This window comes from Sporosarcina sp. P16b (genome assembly GCF_002743065.1).
Taxonomy (GTDB): Bacteria; Bacillota; Bacilli; order Bacillales_A; family Planococcaceae; genus Sporosarcina.
On record NZ_PDYO01000005.1, the window covers coordinates 79569 to 98238 of the forward strand.

The window sequence follows — 18670 nt, forward strand, 5'->3', positions numbered from 1 at the left end:
AAAACTTTGCTCATAACGAATCATTGTCTTTTTTTTGTGCAGCAGATCGCACTACACCTAGCCGATCTCGGAATAATTGTGCACGAAGGATATCTCGTTCATCAGATGTTAATTCCGCCTCTGCGTATTGCTGAAGAAAACCTGGTTGCATGAAAATCATCAATTCATTCAAAATGGTCATATCAATATTTTCTATGATACCTAAATCAATACCCAAACGGACGTCAGACAAACATTTTGCCGCTTCCGCTGAAGGTAATATTCGCGAATAGGTCAGGGTACCGAGTGCCCTAAATAACCTATTCTCTAAGTGAACTTCCGATTTAGCCAATAATAATTCACGTGATTTCTTTTCATGCGCTATCAAGCGCTTTGAAATACTCTCCAAGTCTTTGAGGATTTCTTCTTCTGATTTGCCGAGTGTGATTTGATTGGAAACTTGATAAATATTGCCGAGCGCTTCACTGCCCTCTCCGTAACTCCCACGTACGACCATTCCAAGTCTAGATATCGCGGGAATAATTCGCTCGATTTGCTTAGTGATCGTCAATGCAGGTAAATGCATCATGACAGACGCGCGCATTCCTGTACCTGTGTTGGATGGACAACTTGTCAAATAGCCGAATGTTTCATCGAAAGCATAGTTCAAATTCACTTCCAGTTCGCTATCCACTCGATCAGCCTGTTCATATGCCTGGTCTATTTGAAAACCAGGATATATACATTGAATGCGAATATGATCTTCTTCATTTACCATAATGCTGATCGTTTCGTCTTCCGATAGCAAAACCGACCCATGTTTTTCAGGGTTGATCAACTGTGGACTGACTAAATGTTTCTCGACTAAGATTTGCCTTTCAAGTGGTGACAAATCTTTCATTGCTGTGCCTGTAAAATGGTGATTCTGCATCGTCTTGACTGCTTGATTTAACGCTTCGCTCACGCGGTTTGCGTCTTCCTGTGAAGCACTAATCGGAAATAGATAATCTTGCAAGTTACGGGCTAGCCTGATCCTTGTGGATAAGACAATGTCAGCGTGCTCACCTTCCGCCACCATCCAACCTGTCAGTTCTTGTTTGAGAAATTTTTCAAATGACATGTTGATCGTCACCCCCGTCAGACAGCTGCTGTTTCAACTGGTTCGCCTCATCACGCAAAGTTGCCGCTTCTTCAAAATGTTCATTTTCTACGGCTTGCTGCATTTTCGTACGGATATCTTCAAGTTTCCTCTTTAAAGCAAAGCGTTCATTAAGTGAAACCGGAATCTTTCCACGGTGTTGGGTATGTCCATTATGCAATTTTGCAAACAACCTTGGTAGTTGCCCGCTGAATGCTTCGTAACATACAGCACAGCCAAACTTTCCGATGTCAAGGAAACGGTGAAAGGTCAAATTGCAGTTCGGACATTTCGGACCATCTGGTAATCTTTCATCGGCTTTTTGTTCTGAAAATAATTCTGAACCGCCCAACCAGTGCGCTAAGAATTGTTGAATGGATAACGGCTCCTGATCCGGACTGAAAGAAAATGTCTGTGAGTAAAATGCACATTTATCACATAAATGGCGCTCTGTTGCATGATTTAAGGTTTCCTGTTTAAACACTACAGTAGCTGATCGTTCTTTACAGTTTTCACAAAGCATGGAGATTCACCTCATTCTATCTCTTCATAAATTAACGTAACTAACATGGCGCGAAGAATACGTGAACGTAACGCATCCCGCTCAGGCAACATATAACGCAGAGTACCGCGGCTCACCGCAGCAAGCATCAGCTTAGCTTCACGTTCTGTAATGACTTCTTCTTCAATTAAACGGATGATGACATCTTCCGCCATAGTAGAAGACGCTTCACTCTCCAAAATTTCCAACGCTTGTTCAAGTAAGTCCTTTCGGGAGTTGGTACGTACCCTATAAATCCGGATGTAGCCCCCGCCCCCTCGCTTAGACTCCACGGCATAGCCTCTTTCGACCGTAAACCGGGTTTTGATTACGTAGTTGATTTGTGATGGTACGCATTGGAACTTCTCGGCAATCTCATTTCTTTTGATTTCAATAGAAGCACTATCTTCCTCTTCTATAATCGACTTCAAATACCCTTCTATAATGTCAGAAATATTACGCATCTCGTCACCTCGCTTCACTCAATCTTCTAGTTGACTTTGACTATCTTTGACTTAATTGTATCGCAGTAATTGGGTGGGATGCAATTCATTTGTTTATATGTATACCTTATTACGTTGAAAGAAAACCTAGTGCTAGGTTGTCACATCTGGCTAATGATTATTCAATTAGTAATGAGACAAAAAATAAAGTGGATAGTTTGGCACCGTTTACTAACGTTCTAGACGGGTATTTTCCGCTTACGGTGTACTACTGTAATCTTTCTAAATGGAATTCTAACTATATTAGTTGAACATAAGAAGTAGTCCTCACAAGGGAACCTTTGATTTCCATTCCAGGCGGACGCGTTCCGCGGGCACGGCCTCAATCTCCTCGTCCGCTACGGGCAAAGACGTGCTCCTAACGCTTCGCTTTTACTCGCAAAAACCGTTCTTCGTTACGGTTTTCGCTACCTGCGGGGCTTTCAGCTTGTGCTGTTCCCGCCGGAGTCGCCGCCTGTAACGAAAATCAACTAAGTGTATCCTGTAATCTTTAATTCAACTTATATAAATAAGAAAAGACTGAAGAACAGATCCTTATAGTGGATTGTCTTCAGTCACGGAGTATACAAACATTTTTCTTCTCTTTTATTTACAAAGTGATGGGTTCTTTATTCAAAGGTTCTAGGTCGACTTCGAAGCCCATATCTTCCAGCATTTTATGATCTTGATCGTTTTCTTGACCGGATGTTGTGAGGTAGTCGCCGATAAAGATGGAGTTTGCAGCGTAGAGGCCTAGTGGTTGGAGGCTTCTAAGATTCACTTCACGTCCACCCGAGATGCGGATTTCCTTGCTAGGATTAATGTAGCGGAATAGACACAAGACCTTTAAGCAGTAACGGGGATCCAGTTCTGATGTTCCTTCCAATGGGGTTCCATCCACTGCGTGCAGGAAGTTTACAGGTATCGAGTCTGCGTCCAGTTCACGTAGGCTACGCGCCATGGAGATGATATCTTGTTTTGTTTCACGCATGCCGACGATAACACCTGAACATGGAGAGATGCCCGCTTCTTTGGCAAGTCCTACAGTATTTACACGATCATCGTATGTATGCGATGTTGTTATACTCTCGTGATGCTCTGCAGATGTGTTCAAGTTGTGGTTATAGCGATCTACTCCTGCCTCTTTCAAACGTGTTGCTTGTCCCGGCTTCAAAATACCTAAACAAGCACATACCGTCATGCCCTTGTGCTTCTCTTTAATCTGTTTAACAGAATCAATCACGATGTCCAGCTCACTGTCACGCGGTCCTCGTCCACTTGCTACGATGCAATAGGTGCCCGCATTATTAGCGGCAGCACGTTCCGCACCTTCCAGTATTTCTTCTGATTTCATCATTGCATACTTTTCAACAGGTGCTTTTGAAATGATGGATTGCGCGCAATACCCACAGTTTTCCGGACATAGTCCCGATTTCGTATTGATAATCATATTCAACTTTACTTTATTACCGAAGTAATGTGACCGAATCGAGTATGTCGCGTGCAGTAATAATAGTAAATCTTCATCTGGGCTATTTAATATTGCGAGTGATTCCTCATCAGTTGGTACATGGCCTTCGAGTACTTGAGTAGCCAGCCTTTGATAGGTCATTATAACGTCCGCCTCACTTTCAAGTGTTTTGATATTCTAAATGCGAATATGCCTGACAGTACAGCTAGAATTAAATCTTTCGGTAGTGGCGGCATCATCCACAGCCAAGCAATCTTGTAGGTAAACACGTCGGGTGCAGCAGCCCACATCTTGTACGCAAAATACATCCAAGTTGTACCTAGTATATAGTTGACTGCTGTAGCGACAAATGCTGCGATAATAAAAGCAGACAAAGTATGCTTTCGCTCAACAATCTTTCCAGCTACATAAGCAATCAGAATAAATGTGAGAATAAAACCAAACGTTGGACTTAAGATCTGACCGAAGCCTCCTGAAAATTTAGCGAAGACCGGTGCCCCTGCTAGTCCTATTAACATATAGACGGTCATCGATAACGCACCTAGACGACTACCAAGTAATAGCCCTGATAAGATAGCGAAAAAAGTTTGTAATGTGATGGGTACTCCACCAACTACTAAAAACGGCACGAAGGATGTAATATTCGCTCCAATCATCATTAACGCAGCAAACATCCCGCTATATACAATAGTTAGTGCGCTGAATCTACTTACCGGTCGTCTCTCTGTTACTATTGCCATTACGACACCTCTTTCTAAATTGGTTACCCCATAAATAATATCGGTTAACCTATTTCGTGTCAACACAATTTATTTTTTGGTTAACTCATAAAAGTAGACAAAAAAAGACTGCAGCATACCGCTGACAGCCTACTTCTTCTCATCAATCTGTTCTTCCTTTTCTTTGCGAAACAAAACACTTGAGATTAAACCACTGAATATAGCAGCCCCAATTGTAATGTACACACGCATATCATAAGCAACTTCTTCGTAACTGTTACCTATCATAATCCAAGCAAGTGTACCTACAAGAACAGCGATTGGAAATGAGTATTTAAAGAATCGCATAATTTCTCACCTTTTCGAGTTAATATCATTAATTTTAGCATATATACCGCAATTTCTCTATGCACTAACTCTGCGCTTTGAACTTCACCAAACGTTCACTTGACGATATCCAACAAAGCCGCTATGATGTGGTTAGAATAATCTAAATAATTGAATAAGAAACATATCTTATCAAGAGAAGCCGAGGGACTGGCCCGTCGACGCTTCAGCAACCAGCCATTTAGGCAAGGTGCTACTTCCAGCAGTCTGTCAAATTGACACTCTGAAAAGATGAGAGGGAACTAGTCATTGGGATTACAAAGCCTTCTAATATACTTGAAGGCTTTTTTTGATTAAAAAAGGCTAAAGGGGAGATGGATTTATGTCATTGCTCGAGAAACTACAAACAAATGTCCTAACGGCAGATGGTGCAATGGGGACGATTTTATATTCTTACGGAATTGATTACTGTTATGAAGAACTAAATATAGAAAAGCCTGAAATTATAGAGCAAATTCACCAAGACTACATCTCAGCTGGTGCAGATATAATCCAGACTAACACTTACAGTGCGAACGCAATCAAATTAGCTCGCTACGGCTTGGAAAGTCATGTCACGGATTTCAATAAAGCAGCCATTCAAATTGCCAAACGCGCAGCGGCGCCTGGGGGGCAATTTGTACTTGGAACAATAGGCGGCTTGCGAGGTATACGTAAAAGCGATGCGACATTGGATGAAATTGAAAAAGTCGTACTTGAACAAGCCAATGCTTTATTAACAGGTGATCCTGACGGTCTTCTATTAGAGACGTATTATGACTTCGAAGAGCTATCATCCGTAGTTACAACATTAAAGAAAATCACGGATGTTCCATTGATTGCACAAGTTTCAATGCATGATCCAGGCGTATTACAGAACGGACTTTCATTAAACGATGCACTTCATCAGCTTGAGTCCCTCGGGGCGGATATCGTAGGTGTTAACTGTCGATTAGGTCCTTACCACACGATTCAAGCATTCGATAATGTGACATTACCAGAGAAAGCATTTTTATCCGCATATCCAAACGCCAGTCTATTAGATGTAGAAGATGGACGTATTGTCTATGAATCAGAAGCAGAATACTTTGGACGCGCAGCCGTATTACTTCGTGATCAAGGCGCTCGCTTGATTGGAGGATGTTGCGGGACAACACCTAAGCATATTAAAGCGGCGAAAACACAGTTAGCGCGACTGACACCTATCACGGAAAAGGTCGTACAACCGGCGAAACCTATCGTGATTCATGAAGCGGACCCGGCAAAACATCAACCTCTTCACGAAAAAGCGAAAACAGAGCGTACGGTAATTGTAGAACTAGATACACCGCGCCACTTGGAAACAGAAGATTATATCAAAGGTGCAAATTTGTTATATGACGCGGGAGTTGACGCTATAACAATGGCAGATAATTCACTTGCTTCTCCACGCATCAGCAACATGGCGATGGGCTCGATCATCAAGATGCAACATAATATCCGCCCGCTTGTACATTTAACGTGTCGCGATCACAATCTCATTGGCTTACAATCACATTTGATGGGGCTTGATGCATTAGGCATTCACGATATCCTAGCCGTGACAGGCGACCCGACAAAGGTTGGGGACTTCCCCGGTGCTACAAGCGTCTACGATGTATCTAGCATGGAGTTATTGCAGTTAATCAAGAAATTGAATGAAGGAATTTCATTCTCCGGTAAGCCATTGCGCAAGAAAGCCAGCTTCTCTATTTCTGCAGCTTTCAATCCGAACGTCCGCGTCATCGATCGTGCTGTACAACGGCTCGAGAAGAAGATTGAAGCGGGTGCGGACTATTTCATCACTCAGCCAGTTTACACGAAAGAAAAGATTATCGATGTATATGAAGCAACAAAACACCTGGATACACCGATCTTTATTGGGATCATGCCATTGACGAATATACGAAATGCAGAGTTCCTGCATCACGAGGTACCAGGTATCAAGCTTTCGGAAGATGTGTTGGAAAGAATGCGTGAATGCGGAGAAGACCGTGAAAAATCAACTGAAACGGGGCTTGAAATTGCAAAAGAATTGATAGATACAGCGGCTCAGTATTTTAATGGACTGTATCTCATCACACCATTCCTGCGTTACGATATGACATTAGAGTTGTATGAATATATTAAGAAAATAGACCAGCAGAAGGAGAGGGAATTAACACATGCAGAGACATCCTATTGAAGAACAACTAGATAAAAGAATCCTTATCATTGATGGTGCGATGGGGACGATGCTGCAAGCGGAAGATTTCTCAACGGAAGACTTCGGCGGAGAAGAATACGATGGATGTAATGAATACATGAGTGTGTTACGCCCTGATGTTTTGGAGAAAATTCACGATGAATATTTAGAAGCCGGTGCTGATATCATTTGTACGAATACATTTGGCGGTACTCCCCTTGTATTGAATGAATTTTCACTTGGTCATCGTGCAGATGAAATTAATGCAAAGTCTGTAGAAATCGCGAAAAAGAGTGCAGCGAAGTTTTCTACACCAGAATGGCCACGTTTTGTCGCGGGTGCGATCGGGCCCACGACAAAGACGCTTTCGGTAACGGGCGGTATTACGTTCGATGAACTATCTAATGATTTCTATGTACAGGCAAGAGCGCTTATAGAAGCAGGCAGTGATTTGATACTGATGGAAACAAGTCAGGATATGCTGAATGTGAAAGCTGGAACAATTGGTATTAAGAAGGCGTTTGAAGAGCTTGGACGCGAAATTCCTATCATGATTTCAGGTACGATCGAACCGATGGGTACAACGCTTGCTGGACAAAGTATAGAAGCATTCTATATTTCTATTGAACACGTCCATCCACTTTCGGTCGGTTTAAACTGTGCGACAGGTCCTGAATTCATGACTGACCATTTGCGTTCATTGTCCGAATTGGCGACAAGCTACGTAACCTGTTATCCAAATGCCGGATTACCGGATGAAGAAGGACATTATCATGAATCTCCTGAATCATTATCGAAAAAACTGGAAGGCTTCGCTGAAAAAGGTTGGTTGAACATGGTTGGCGGTTGCTGCGGAACAACGCCTGATCACATTCGCGCAATTCGTGAGGTAGTTAAAGATAAGGCTCCACGCAAGATGCCAGAAAATCCTCATGGTCATGCCATTTCAGGGATTGAGCCTTTGCTCTACGACGATACATTACGTCCATTATTAATCGGGGAACGTACGAACGTTATCGGTTCACGTAAATTCAAACAACTAATTGTAGAGGAAAAGTTTGAGGAAGCTGCAGAAATCGCACGTGCACAAGTAAAACGTGGTGCGCATGTATTGGATATTTGTCTTGCGAACCCTGACCGTGATGAATTGTACGATATGACTCGCTTCATGAAAGAAGTCGTAAAAAAAGTCAAAGTTCCTCTCGTCATCGACTCTACTGATGAAAACGTCATTGCAGAGGCCTTGAAATTCTCGCAGGGCAAAGCAATCATCAACTCTATTAACTTAGAAGATGGTGAAGAACGCTTTGATGCCGTACTTCCTTTAGTAAAAAAATATGGAGCGGCCGTCGTTGTAGGAACGATTGATGAAATCGGAATGGCAGTAACGAGAGAACGTAAGCTAGAAGTTGCGTTGCGTTCTTATGAATTACTCGTTAATAAATGGGAGATCCCACCGGAAGATATTATTTTTGATCCACTCGTCTTCCCTGTTGGCACAGGTGACGCACAATACATTGGATCGGCAGTAGAAACGATTGAAGGAATTCGATTAATTAAAGAAAAACTTCCGCGTACTTTAACGACTCTCGGTGTCAGCAACGTATCATTCGGGTTGCCCCCTGTTGGTCGTGAAGTGTTGAATGCTGTGTACTTGTATCACTGTACACAAGCAGGTCTGGATTATGCGATTGTAAATACCGAGAAACTTGAGCGCTTTGCTTCGATTCCAGAAGCAGAAATCAAACTGGCGAACGACTTACTGTTTAATACTACAGATGAAACATTAGCGGAGTTTACGGACTTCTACCGTGGGAAGAAAAAAGAGAAATCAGAAGATGATATTCCGAAAACCGTGCCTGATCGTCTTGCGTACTATGTGGTGGAAGGTACAAAAGAAGGCTTAATTCCTGATTTGGAAACGGCTTTAAAGACATACGACGCACCACTTGATATTATCAATGGTCCTTTAATGAAAGGAATGGCTGAAGTTGGACGTCTATTCAATGACAACCAGCTGATCGTAGCGGAAGTTCTTCAAAGTGCTGAAGTCATGAAAGCTTCTGTTTCATACCTTGAACAGTTCATGGAAAAGAAAGAAGACGATAGCGGGAAAGGCAAGATCATTCTGGCAACAGTAAAAGGTGACGTACATGATATCGGAAAAAACCTCGTGGAAATTATCTTAAGTAATAACGGTTTTAAAGTCATAGATATCGGTATTAAAGTTACTCCAGCTACATTAATTGAAGTGATTCGTAAAGAAAAACCAGACATTGTAGGACTATCTGGACTTCTCGTAAAGTCTGCACAGCAAATGGTGTTAACAGCACAGGACTTTAAGGCAGCAGGAATCGACACGCCAGTAATGGTAGGTGGAGCCGCATTAACAAGGCGCTTTACTGAAACGAAAATCGCACCTGAGTATGATGGCCCGGTTATATTTGCAAAAGATGCGATGCAAGGTCTTGACTTAGCAAACCGTCTACAAAGTAATGACAAAGGAGCGTTACTCGAAGAATTAGCAGATAGTATCGAGAAACGCGAAACCAATGATGCGATTAAAGCAAGTCGAGGCACGTCAGCAGTTGCAGTGAAGCCACGTCCCGTAAAAACGGTACGCACTGACGTTCCTGTATTCACACCAACCGATTTACGTAGACGGGTCGTGAAAGATTACTCGGTTGCTCACTTACATCCTTACGTAAATATGCGTACACTTATCGGTCACCACTTAGGTCTACGAGGAAATGTCGATAAAATGCTTGAAAGAAAAGAAGAACGCGCAGTACAACTTCATGAAATGGTAACGGAGTTCTTGAAGTCCGACAAGATGAAAGCTTCCGGTATTTATCAATTCTTCCCTGCCCAGGCAGACGGGGATGACGTAATCATTTATGATCCGGAAGATTCAAAAACTGAAATTGAACGATTTACGTTCCCGCGTCAAGAAAAAGAGCCTTTCCTGTGCTTGGCTGATTACTTGAAAACAGTGCAAAGTGGTGAAATGGATTACGTGGCATTCATGCAAGTGACTGCTGGTAAAGGGGTCCGTGATTATGCAAACAAACTGAAGGAAGAAGGCAAATTCCTTGAAAGCCATGCGTTCCAAGCGACTGCATTGGAGTTGGCAGAAGGCTTCGCTGAACGGATTCACCAAGAAATCCGTGACCAATGGGGATTCCCTGATCCAACAGACTTTACAATGCTCGAACGTTTCGCGGCCAAATACCAAGGCCAACGTTTCTCATTCGGCTACCCAGCTTGTCCAAATCTAGAAGATCAAGCTAAACTCTTCCGCCTCATCAAACCGGAAGACCACGGCGTCGTGCTAACCGAAGAATTCATGATGGAACCAGAAGCATCCGTATCCGCCATCGTCTTCGCCCATCCCGACGCAAGATACTTTAACGCATAACCCTAATGCTGAAAGCGCCGTTTAGACTCGACAGGCGTTGGAGGAACTACCACAAAGGCGTTCTTTGCCTTTTTGGTAATTCCGAAACGTCCCGAGAGTCTGGCGCTTGAGAAAATAAAACAATCCGCCATCTCTGAAATACTAGAGATGGCGGATTCTTCATATTAAAAAATGATCAGCGGCATCTTCTACGGCGGTGACAACCTTCGCCACCCCACATACCTCCAGATCCTGGTCCATATCCTGGCCCTCTTCCTGGCATGATAGTAGAGCCCATAACATTTTCCGTAGTTTCTGTGTAATAGTGCTGTGGCACGCCGACTACGTGGTGTCGATTCACATTCACGATCGGATGAATAAATGGCATTTCCTGTTTAGTGAAGCAATCGTTAAAGCGATATTGTGGCGGGCAAAAAACGGGTTGAAAACCTTGATGACCATGCATTCCTTGATGATGCTGATGGTGTCCCCATCCCTGCTGACCATGTCCGCCTGACATTCCACAATGTCCTTGATTCATTTCTCCACCTCCTTATACCTTATTACATGCGAGCCAATAATTTTGTTACGGGCTGCCGCCATAGTATAGTGAAAAATAAATAGCAATGATCTTTATCAATAGAGATAAAGATCATTGCTATATTGTTAATAAACTATTTATAACTCACAGCTTCTAGGCGTAGAAGGCTTCTCATAACCTAGACTATTTTCAATTAATTCTAGTTTCTTCACAATAAATTTACACTCATTTAATGCGCCATGGACCGGAGCACCTTCGCCTACCATATTCTCAGAACGTAAAAAGTCAGAGTCACGACGCAACTCCAGCTCAGCTGGATGGATGTATTGACGCTCCATACTTTTTCACTCCTTCTTTTTTTTATATGATTCACAAGACAAAGCGAGCTTATTATCTTCTATTATATACTATACACAAACAAATTAACACTATTCTGTTTACTGCGCGTGAGTGAAGTCAAAGCTATGTGGGTATAGTACGATATCATCTATTTTTGAAGGAGAGAGTAACTATGAAACGAGATAGAATTATACTATTTGACGGCGAATGTAACTTCTGTGATGCAAGCGTTCAATTTATCATTAAACGTGACCCGTACAAACACTTTTCATTCGCTTCGTTACAAGACGATGTAGGTAGAAAACTTCGTAAAGACTACCAAATTTCTGATGACGTAGATAGCTTAGTATTGATTGAAAACGGTAAAGCCTATACAAAGTCAGGCGCAGCTTTACGTATCGCCAAAAAACTGGATGGTTTATGGCACTTGGCATTTCTATTCGTAGTTATCCCGCCAGCAATCCGCGACGTCGTCTACGACTATGTTGCAAAAAACCGATATAAATGGTTCGGTAAAAAGGAATTATCCTGCATGTTGCCTTCACCTGAGGATCGCCAACGTTTTATGGCATGAAGATTTTACCCATGACAAAAATTGAATACAGTAAATAAAAAACTGAAAGCAAGGTCCCATGTGTTGAGAGTTGCTTTCAGTCCTAGCCTTCCTATTCTTTGGAAGGCTTTTTATATGAAGTTAATTCCTTATACTCTCCGTCAGTGAAAGCACGAGATCTGGTTAAGAAACGTTTCCCTTCCACTCCTTCAAGCGAAAACATCCCTCCACGTCCGTCGACTACGTCAATAATCAGTTGTGTATGCTTCCAGTATTCAAACTGGCTCTTCATCATATAGAATGGCATGCCGCCAATATGCCCAAGCAAGATATCCTGATTACCAATAATCAAGTCTCCATCTTCGTAACACATCGGAGAAGATCCATCACAGCAACCGCCAGACTGGTGAAACATCAAAGGGCCGTGCTTATCTTTTAACCATTCTATAAGGGCCAACGCTTCTTCTGTTGCGACTACTCGATCTGGCATAGGAATTCCTCCATTCACTTCGGATCCTCCAGATAGATTCAATCAAAAGAATCCTAGTTTGCTTTCGTCGTAGCTAACTAGCATGTTCTTCGTCTGCTGATAATGTGCCAGCATTTGCAAGTGGTTTTCACGTCCGATTCCTGATGCTTTGTAGCCACCAAATGCAGCGTGTGCCGGATATGCATGATAGCAGTTCGTCCATACACGTCCTGCCTGAATACCACGACCGAAACGATACGCTGTATTCATATCGCGCGTCCATACACCTGAACCTAGTCCATATAATGTGTCATTCGCAATTTCTAGTGCTTCTTCTTTATCTTTGAATGTCGTAACCGCTACTACAGGACCAAAGATTTCTTCTTGGAAGATCCTCATTTTATTATGTCCTTTAAATACAGTCGGTTGCACATAATACCCCTCTGCAAGATCACCTTCAAGTTTGTTTTGCTCACCGCCCGTCAGACATTCTGCGCCTTCTTGTTTTCCAATGTCTAAGTAAGAAAGAATTTTCTCTAGTTGTTCAGTGGATGCCTGAGCACCCATCATAACCGTCGGATCCAAGGGATTTCCTACTTTGATCGCTTTAACACGCTCAAGTGCGCGTTCCATGAACTTGTCATAAATGGATTCCTGAATCAATGCACGGGACGGACATGTACAGACCTCACCTTGGTTCAATGCAAACATAACAAAACCTTCAACAGCCTTATCAAGGAATGCATCGTCTTGCGCCATGACATCCTCGAAGAAAATATTCGGAGATTTTCCGCCCAGTTCCAATGTAACCGGAATCAAGTTTTGAGAAGCGTACTGCATAATTAGACGACCTGTTGTCGTCTCCCCCGTAAAGGCAACTTTATTGATGCGCGGATTGGATGCTAGTGGTTTTCCTGCTTCCAGCCCGAAACCGTTGACTATATTCAGAACACCCGCTGGTAGTAAGTCTTCGATTAATTCAACCAATACCAAAATGGAAGCAGGTGTTTGCTCAGCTGGTTTTAACACGATACAGTTTCCTGCAGCCAATGCCGGAGCAAGTTTCCATACCGCCATCAGAATCGGGAAGTTCCACGGAATAATTTGCCCGACGACTCCTAACGGCTCGTGGAAATGGTAGGCTACTGTATCGTTATCAATTTGACTAACTCCGCCTTCTTGCGCACGAATTGCAGAAGCAAAGTATCTAAAATGATCCACTGCAAGCGGAAGATCGGCATTCAATGTTTCACGGATAGCTTTCCCGTTATCCCACGTTTCAGCTACAGCTAGCATTTCCAAGTTCTTTTCAATACGATCCGCTATCTTCAGCAAAATATTCGAACGTTCAGTGACTGATGTTTTTCCCCATGCATCTTTTGCTGCATGAGCTGCATCTAGAGCCAGTTCAATGTCTTCTTCTGTAGATCTAGCTACTTGGGTAAATACCTTACCTGTAACTGGCGTGGAATTATCAAAATACTGGCCTTTTACTGGTGCTGTCCACTTGCCACCGATGAAATTATCATAGCGTTCTTTGAACTGAACCTTTGAACCTTGTGTATTCGGATTTGCATAAACTAGATTTTCTGAAGCTTGTACCATACTGCGTCACACTCCCTGTTCTCATTAATTTGCTTGTATCCCAGCGCAATCGTTATGCACGCAAAGCTATTATACGAAACATAGTTTCACATTATTCCTAATGTGTACGCTTTTATAAGCTATCTATTATTTTAAACTATTCAGTAAGCGCTTTCAACAAAATGCCATTATAAAACAATGAAAAGGTTTTTGAAGTTCCAAGCCTATAAAGTTCGATCCAGCAAATGGCACCTCGGTGACTTGTTGTCGAGTAATAGAATGAAAGGCCGGAAGTATTGCAGCCAATAGATAAAACACAAAAGAAATAAGTGAAAAATTGGAGATATGGAAAAAACATAAGCAAAATGGAAAAATTGAACTGACAGCAGAGTCAATTGGAAAGTTGAACGTCCGAGTCAGAAAGCTTAATTCGGAACGGAGGAGTTTTCAAGAAACGATCAACTAGTAAAGCATAGTTAAATGAACCGCCGCAATTCACTATGGATTGCGGCGGTTCATTGTTAATTACACGTCATATAGCGCCAATAGTTATCTCCTAGCACACCCGTCAAATACGCCAATCCTTCACTTTCAGTACGATGCACAGGACGCCAGTTCTCGCCATCAATCGCTAAATAAATTTCATGATGAGGCGCATCATTATGATAGCCAACTAGATCTAAGTTACCTTGCTGATCCAAATGAGCTTTCATTTCATAGTGAATAGACGGTGAAGCGGTTAATGGATTGCCTACATCATGATTGATTGTAAAATGAACTTCTGTCGATTTCTCCTCCAACCGATCGATTTCTATACCCTCTACAGAAGCATGGGCATGACGCTTATACCGTTTCATAGTATTTAAGCCAATTGACGGCCCTGTTGCTTTCGTAAACCGCAGATTGCTGTCTCCTCCGATGAACTCTCCTTCTATATCTACACGGGTACGGAAGCTCTTTCCTTCAGGGTTAAAGTCCCGATCGTCTCCTGTAAAGTATGGAATCGACGAAAAAAGATTCGGGTTTTTTATGATATCTTCCTTTAAAAAAGTCGTGTAGCGGAACTTCCATTGCTTCACTTCATTTAACTTTTTCCTGTCAGCCACTGGAATGAGTAATCGATCCCGTTGCTTTACTCGCACGGAAAATGTATAGACTTCTTCTGTTGGTTTATTATTAGGATCTGGAGGCATAATCACTTCATACACTTTTGATGCGATTGATTTACTGACATTCATTTTCTGATTGCTATCAAGTAATGGGCGTGTTGCCACGACACTATATACTACCGCCTCAGAAGAACTTGTCTCGCGATCAATAAAACGATTATCCGTAATTGTCTCGATGTATTGTCCATTCCGGAAAACATCAAACTTCTCTACATCCTTAATCCACTCCCATGACAGAGCAATTTGTGATGGGGCGGCAATCGTTGTGATCACCAAGCGTTGTAAAGGATGTTCATCTTCCTGTACTTCTGTCAGAGGTGATGTCTGGATAACAATTACATCTCGAACCCGTCCTTCCTCCACTCGTTCCACTGTATATTGAAAAGGATATGACGGATCTAGCTCTCCATCCGTAAACTTTGGAGCCGTTCCTTCATATACTTGTCGGTCATTTTTATAGACACGGTAATAACCACCTGTGTCACTCCACGTGAATGATATATCATCCAATGAATGATTCATCTGTTGAATTTCGAATAATTTCTCCATTTGCGATCTGCTCCCTTTTATCTATTTCATCTGAAACAGTTATACGCCTTCAGATAATTATGTAACATTCAGCATATCGTTATACCTTTTCATCTATGCACAATCACTCATTTCCAATTACTTTGATCCTATAATGCCAGTATTATTTTAACCTTTTTCATGTATATGATATAATCAGCCTGTCTAATACATAGCCACCACTAGGGGCGCCTTTTATTGGCTGAGATGCAATTACGCAAACCCTTTGAACCTGATCTAGTACATACTAGCGGAGGAAAGTGGGTAGTTTTCATACCCAACCGCCCACCTATGCATGGGCTTTTTGTATATATACCTTTTTAAGGAGGAAAAGAAACATGCAGCTTATTCAAGAACTTCGTCAAAAGCAACCGCTCGTTCATTGCATGACAAACTTTGTAGTCGCGAATTTCCAGGCAAATGGGTTACTTGCAATAGGCGCTTCTCCCGTTATGGCGGATGCAGTGGAGGAGGCAGAAGACATTGCAAAAATTGCCGCTTGCAGTATTTTAAATATTGGTACATTGAAGCAACAAACAGTAGACGCAATGATTTTGGCGGGAAAAAGTGCCCGCGCAGCAGGAAAACCTGTAGTACTAGATCCAGTTGGTGCAGGTGCTACGGCTTTTCGTAAAGCTAGCGTTCTAAAAGTGTTGGACGAGGTAGATATCACACTAATCCGCTGTAATACAGGGGAACTTGCTGCGATTGCAGATGTTCCATGGGCCGCTAAGGGTGTTGACGCAGGAGAAGGTTCTGCCGACATCGAAAGTATAGCGAAAAAGACTGCCCTTAAGTACAACTGTCTCGTGGCGGTTTCAGGCGAAGTCGATTTAGTCACGGACGGCCATTCCACATTATCCATTACGGGCGGCCACCCGATGATGACCACCATAACCGGCACGGGTTGTTTACTCAGTTCTGTCACGGGTGCATTTCTCTCCGTAGGAATGGAACATCCCCTGGAAGCCGTAGCAGATGCACTTTCATTTTATAAACGGGCTGGTGAACAAACTGCAAAGGTTTCACATGGTCCTGGCGACTTTGCTGTAAACTTCTTAAATACCTTACATACATTGGATAACGAACGGAAAACAATTTCAGTATACTAGACAGGAGGTTTTTCGATTGACAGTACAAGTAGCATTGACCATTGCCGGTTCAGATAGCGGAGGAGGCGCAGGAATTCAGGCCGACTTAAAGACGTTTCAGGAGCTAGGTGTATACGGCACTTCTGCCATAACTGCAGTGACTGCTCAGAACACACACGGTGTTCACAGTGTTTATCCAATACAGACAGATGGAGTAATAGCACAAATTCGTGCAGTACTGGATGATTTTGATGTAAAAGCATGTAAAACTGGGATGCTGTTTTCGGCGGAAATCATTACTGAAGTAGCTGCGCTATTAAAGGAATACCCTCCGTTTCCTTTAGTCATTGACCCTGTCATGATTGCAAAGGGAGGACAGGCTTTATTGCAGCAACAGGCGATTGAAGCATTAAAAGAGCATTTACTACCGCTAGCTACCATTGTCACTCCAAATATTCCTGAAGCGGAAGTGCTAACCGGAATGAAAATACGAACAGACGAAGACATTCGGCAAGCTGCAGCCGCTTTTATCAAAATGGGAGCAAGAGCCGTCGTTATGAAAGGCGGTCACCGCAATGATGTACTGGATGCAAAGGATTATTACGCGGACGAAGAAGGGCAGTCATTCACTGTAACAACACCTTGGATTCAAACCAAAGATACACACGGGACCGGATGCACATTCGCAGCGGCTTTGACGAGTTTTCTGGCTAAGGGCTATTCTTTGACGGATGCAGTTGCCGAAGCGAAGCAATTCATACAGGCCGCGATTGAAAATGGCCTGAAGATTGGTTCAGGGCACGGACCAACCAATCACTGGGCATACGGTGAACTGAAAAAGGAGATGCACTGATGTCAAACATGGAAGTGAGGAAAGCATTAGGCTTATATTTTGTAATGGGTACACCAAACGCTCAGAGTCAGGATCCGTTAGCAATAGTAGAAGCGGCTCTTCGCGGTGGTGTCACATGTTTCCAGTTGCGTGAAAAGGGATCTAATGCGCTTGAAGGCGAGGCTTTGCTCGGATTCGCTAGAAAGTGTCAGGCACTTTGCAGATTGTATCGTGTTCCTTTCATCATCAATGACGATGTGGATTTGGCATTGGCCATTAATGCAGACGGGGTTCATGTAGGACAAGATGATGAACAGGCAGACAGCGTGCGTCAGCGAATTGGTCGGGATAAGTGGCTTGGAGTTTCAACTCACAATGCACATGAGGTACAAATTGCACAATCAATCGGGGCGAATTATGTAGGTCTGGGTCCGATCTATCCGACGTCAACCAAACTCGATGCTTCGGCAGTTGTAGGTACCACTCTAGTAGAAGAAATCCATACTGCGTTCCCTGACATGCCGATCGTCGCTATAGGCGGCATTACACTGGCTACTACCGGCTCTGTTATCCAAGCCGGGGCAGACGGTATAGCTGTGGTCTCCGCTATCGCATCGGCTAAAGATCCGCAGTACGCAGCAAGCGATTTATCAAACACTATACACTCTTTGTTGGCATGAATGGGGATCGTATGAATACACGGAAAATGATTTTCATGACAATGTTTGTCGCAATTGCAGTTGCCGGCTCTGCATTCGTTTCATTCCCTGCTGGTATCGCCAGAGCGTATCCCATACAGCATACTGTAAATGTCATAGTGGCGATCGTAATGGGTCCGGGGGCCGCTGTCGTGGTAGCGTTTATGACAGGACTCGTACGTATACTGACAGGGACAGGTTCACTGCTCGCATTTCCTGGCGGGATGATCGGTGCGTTTTTAGCTGGCGTATTATACCGGCGTTTCAAAAAGAATTGGAGTACAGGCATCGGGGAGGTTATCGGTACCGGTTTGATAGCACCATTGTTTGCAGTGCCTTATGCCAAAATCTTGATGGGCACGACCGTAACCGCTTTATTTTTCCTACCCCCTTTTCTTGTATCGACGGTGAGTGGGACAATTATCGGTCTATTATTAGCTCCAAGACTCTTGAAATTAAAGATTTTTAGAGATTTGCAGTAAGACCATGATGTAGGACAAAATGGTGGGCAAGCGTAATGAGGACAAACTT

The 18670-nt window shown here is 43.0% G+C and carries 18 protein-coding genes and 2 riboswitches; of the genes, 7 read left to right on the forward strand and 11 right to left on the reverse strand.

Annotated elements, in window-relative coordinates; genetic code table 11:
- Positions 1 to 10: 10 nt before the first annotated feature.
- From mcsB to CSV77_RS08250, 6 genes are all read right to left on the reverse strand, one after another.
- Positions 11 to 1099, reverse strand: a complete 1089-nt coding sequence (mcsB, locus tag CSV77_RS08225; protein WP_099673006.1) for a protein-arginine kinase McsB — start codon at positions 1097 to 1099, stop codon at positions 11 to 13.
- Positions 1089 to 1640 carry a UvrB/UvrC motif-containing protein gene (locus CSV77_RS08230; RefSeq protein WP_099673007.1) on the reverse strand — a complete coding sequence of 184 codons (552 nt, stop codon included), beginning with the start codon at positions 1638 to 1640 and terminating at the stop codon, positions 1089 to 1091. Before CSV77_RS08230 ends, mcsB begins: the two co-directional genes overlap by 11 nt.
- 11 nt (positions 1641 to 1651) lie before the next feature.
- Positions 1652 to 2122: a CtsR family transcriptional regulator gene (locus CSV77_RS08235; protein ID WP_099630512.1), complete on the reverse strand. Its 471-nt coding sequence runs from the start codon at positions 2120 to 2122 to the stop codon at positions 1652 to 1654.
- Positions 2123 to 2750: 628 nt separating this feature from the next.
- On the reverse strand, positions 2751 to 3752 hold the full coding sequence (bioB, locus tag CSV77_RS08240) for a biotin synthase BioB (protein ID WP_099673008.1): 1002 nt from the start codon (positions 3750 to 3752) through the stop codon (positions 2751 to 2753).
- Positions 3752 to 4351 (reverse strand): biotin transporter BioY, encoded by a 600-nt coding sequence (locus CSV77_RS08245; RefSeq protein ID WP_099673009.1) that lies wholly within the window; start codon positions 4349 to 4351, stop codon positions 3752 to 3754. The genes bioB and CSV77_RS08245 overlap by 1 nt, the downstream gene beginning before the upstream one ends.
- 129 nt (positions 4352 to 4480) lie before the next feature.
- A complete protein-coding gene (locus CSV77_RS08250; protein ID WP_099630509.1) occupies positions 4481 to 4678 on the reverse strand; it encodes a hypothetical protein in 198 nt (65 codons plus the stop codon).
- A 165-nt stretch (positions 4679 to 4843) separates the two neighbouring features.
- A riboswitch (SAM riboswitch) is annotated at positions 4844 to 4955 on the forward strand.
- A gap of 84 nt (positions 4956 to 5039) precedes the next feature.
- Here CSV77_RS08250 and CSV77_RS08255 point away from each other — a divergent pair.
- Both CSV77_RS08255 and metH read left to right on the forward strand, forming a co-directional pair.
- Positions 5040 to 6899 (forward strand): bifunctional homocysteine S-methyltransferase/methylenetetrahydrofolate reductase, encoded by a 1860-nt coding sequence (locus CSV77_RS08255; protein ID WP_099673010.1) that lies wholly within the window; start codon positions 5040 to 5042, stop codon positions 6897 to 6899.
- Positions 6880 to 10317 carry a methionine synthase gene (gene metH / locus CSV77_RS08260; protein ID WP_099673011.1) on the forward strand — a complete coding sequence of 1146 codons (3438 nt, stop codon included), beginning with the start codon at positions 6880 to 6882 and terminating at the stop codon, positions 10315 to 10317. Before CSV77_RS08255 ends, metH begins: the two co-directional genes overlap by 20 nt.
- A gap of 175 nt (positions 10318 to 10492) precedes the next feature.
- On the opposite strand, the gene CSV77_RS17010 is transcribed toward metH, so the two are convergent.
- Positions 10493 to 10837: a hypothetical protein gene (locus tag CSV77_RS17010; RefSeq protein ID WP_199173134.1), complete on the reverse strand. Its 345-nt coding sequence runs from the start codon at positions 10835 to 10837 to the stop codon at positions 10493 to 10495.
- 137 nt (positions 10838 to 10974) lie between these two features.
- Positions 10975 to 11175 (reverse strand): hypothetical protein, encoded by a 201-nt coding sequence (locus CSV77_RS08270; RefSeq protein ID WP_099630506.1) that lies wholly within the window; start codon positions 11173 to 11175, stop codon positions 10975 to 10977.
- Positions 11176 to 11348: 173 nt separating this feature from the next.
- Here CSV77_RS08270 and CSV77_RS08275 point away from each other — a divergent pair, with 173 nt between their 5' ends.
- Positions 11349 to 11750 (forward strand): thiol-disulfide oxidoreductase DCC family protein, encoded by a 402-nt coding sequence (locus tag CSV77_RS08275; RefSeq protein ID WP_099673012.1) that lies wholly within the window; start codon positions 11349 to 11351, stop codon positions 11748 to 11750.
- 91 nt (positions 11751 to 11841) lie between these two features.
- Here CSV77_RS08275 and CSV77_RS08280 read toward each other — a convergent pair whose 3' ends face one another.
- The 3 genes from CSV77_RS08280 to CSV77_RS08290 form a co-directional block, all read right to left on the reverse strand.
- Positions 11842 to 12219 carry a DUF779 domain-containing protein gene (locus CSV77_RS08280; RefSeq protein WP_099673114.1) on the reverse strand — a complete coding sequence of 126 codons (378 nt, stop codon included), beginning with the start codon at positions 12217 to 12219 and terminating at the stop codon, positions 11842 to 11844.
- Between the two features lie 42 nt (positions 12220 to 12261).
- Positions 12262 to 13803 carry an aldehyde dehydrogenase gene (gene adh / locus CSV77_RS08285; RefSeq protein ID WP_099673013.1) on the reverse strand — a complete coding sequence of 514 codons (1542 nt, stop codon included), beginning with the start codon at positions 13801 to 13803 and terminating at the stop codon, positions 12262 to 12264.
- Positions 13804 to 14303: 500 nt separating this feature from the next.
- Positions 14304 to 15500: a DUF3238 domain-containing protein gene (locus CSV77_RS08290; protein ID WP_099673014.1), complete on the reverse strand. Its 1197-nt coding sequence runs from the start codon at positions 15498 to 15500 to the stop codon at positions 14304 to 14306.
- Positions 15501 to 15692: 192 nt separating this feature from the next.
- Positions 15693 to 15794: riboswitch (TPP riboswitch) on the forward strand.
- 62 nt (positions 15795 to 15856) lie between these two features.
- Here CSV77_RS08290 and thiM point away from each other — a divergent pair.
- The 4 genes from thiM to thiW are packed head-to-tail and all read left to right on the forward strand — an operon-like array spanning position 15857 to position 18621.
- Positions 15857 to 16630 carry a hydroxyethylthiazole kinase gene (thiM, locus tag CSV77_RS08295; protein ID WP_099673015.1) on the forward strand — a complete coding sequence of 258 codons (774 nt, stop codon included), beginning with the start codon at positions 15857 to 15859 and terminating at the stop codon, positions 16628 to 16630.
- A gap of 16 nt (positions 16631 to 16646) precedes the next feature.
- Entirely contained in the window at positions 16647 to 17462 is an 816-nt protein-coding gene (thiD, locus tag CSV77_RS08300; RefSeq protein ID WP_099673016.1) for a bifunctional hydroxymethylpyrimidine kinase/phosphomethylpyrimidine kinase, read from the forward strand.
- The gene (gene thiE / locus CSV77_RS08305; RefSeq protein WP_099673017.1) at positions 17462 to 18121 is read left to right on the forward strand and encodes a thiamine phosphate synthase; all 660 of its coding nucleotides are present in this window, start codon (positions 17462 to 17464) and stop codon (positions 18119 to 18121) included. Before thiD ends, thiE begins: the two co-directional genes overlap by 1 nt.
- An 11-nt stretch (positions 18122 to 18132) precedes the next feature.
- Positions 18133 to 18621 carry an energy coupling factor transporter S component ThiW gene (thiW, locus tag CSV77_RS08310; RefSeq protein WP_099673018.1) on the forward strand — a complete coding sequence of 163 codons (489 nt, stop codon included), beginning with the start codon at positions 18133 to 18135 and terminating at the stop codon, positions 18619 to 18621.
- The last annotated feature ends 49 nt before the right edge of the window (positions 18622 to 18670 follow it).

What these genes read in the sequence shown, in the direction of transcription:
- CSV77_RS08235 (WP_099630512.1), bottom strand. Translation starts at nt 2,122, where the DNA reads ATGCGTAATATTTCTGACATTATAGAAGGGTATTTGAAGTCGATTATA.
- mcsB (WP_099673006.1), bottom strand. Translation starts at nt 1,099, where the DNA reads ATGTCATTTGAAAAATTTCTCAAACAAGAACTGACAGGTTGGATGGTG.
- metH (WP_099673011.1), top strand. Translation starts at nt 6,880, where the DNA reads ATGCAGAGACATCCTATTGAAGAACAACTAGATAAAAGAATCCTTATC.
- CSV77_RS08270 (WP_099630506.1), bottom strand. Translation starts at nt 11,175, where the DNA reads ATGGAGCGTCAATACATCCATCCAGCTGAGCTGGAGTTGCGTCGTGAC.
- CSV77_RS08255 (WP_099673010.1), top strand. Translation starts at nt 5,040, where the DNA reads ATGTCATTGCTCGAGAAACTACAAACAAATGTCCTAACGGCAGATGGT.
- thiE (WP_099673017.1), top strand. Translation starts at nt 17,462, where the DNA reads ATGTCAAACATGGAAGTGAGGAAAGCATTAGGCTTATATTTTGTAATG.
- CSV77_RS08230 (WP_099673007.1), bottom strand. Translation starts at nt 1,640, where the DNA reads ATGCTTTGTGAAAACTGTAAAGAACGATCAGCTACTGTAGTGTTTAAA.
- adh (WP_099673013.1), bottom strand. Translation starts at nt 13,803, where the DNA reads ATGGTACAAGCTTCAGAAAATCTAGTTTATGCAAATCCGAATACACAA.
- CSV77_RS17010 (WP_199173134.1), bottom strand. Translation starts at nt 10,837, where the DNA reads ATGAATCAAGGACATTGTGGAATGTCAGGCGGACATGGTCAGCAGGGA.
- CSV77_RS08280 (WP_099673114.1), bottom strand. Translation starts at nt 12,219, where the DNA reads ATGCCAGATCGAGTAGTCGCAACAGAAGAAGCGTTGGCCCTTATAGAA.
- CSV77_RS08250 (WP_099630509.1), bottom strand. Translation starts at nt 4,678, where the DNA reads ATGCGATTCTTTAAATACTCATTTCCAATCGCTGTTCTTGTAGGTACA.
- CSV77_RS08275 (WP_099673012.1), top strand. Translation starts at nt 11,349, where the DNA reads ATGAAACGAGATAGAATTATACTATTTGACGGCGAATGTAACTTCTGT.
- CSV77_RS08245 (WP_099673009.1), bottom strand. Translation starts at nt 4,351, where the DNA reads ATGGCAATAGTAACAGAGAGACGACCGGTAAGTAGATTCAGCGCACTA.
- thiW (WP_099673018.1), top strand. Translation starts at nt 18,133, where the DNA reads ATGAATACACGGAAAATGATTTTCATGACAATGTTTGTCGCAATTGCA.
- bioB (WP_099673008.1), bottom strand. Translation starts at nt 3,752, where the DNA reads ATGACCTATCAAAGGCTGGCTACTCAAGTACTCGAAGGCCATGTACCA.
- thiM (WP_099673015.1), top strand. Translation starts at nt 15,857, where the DNA reads ATGCAGCTTATTCAAGAACTTCGTCAAAAGCAACCGCTCGTTCATTGC.
- CSV77_RS08290 (WP_099673014.1), bottom strand. Translation starts at nt 15,500, where the DNA reads ATGGAGAAATTATTCGAAATTCAACAGATGAATCATTCATTGGATGAT.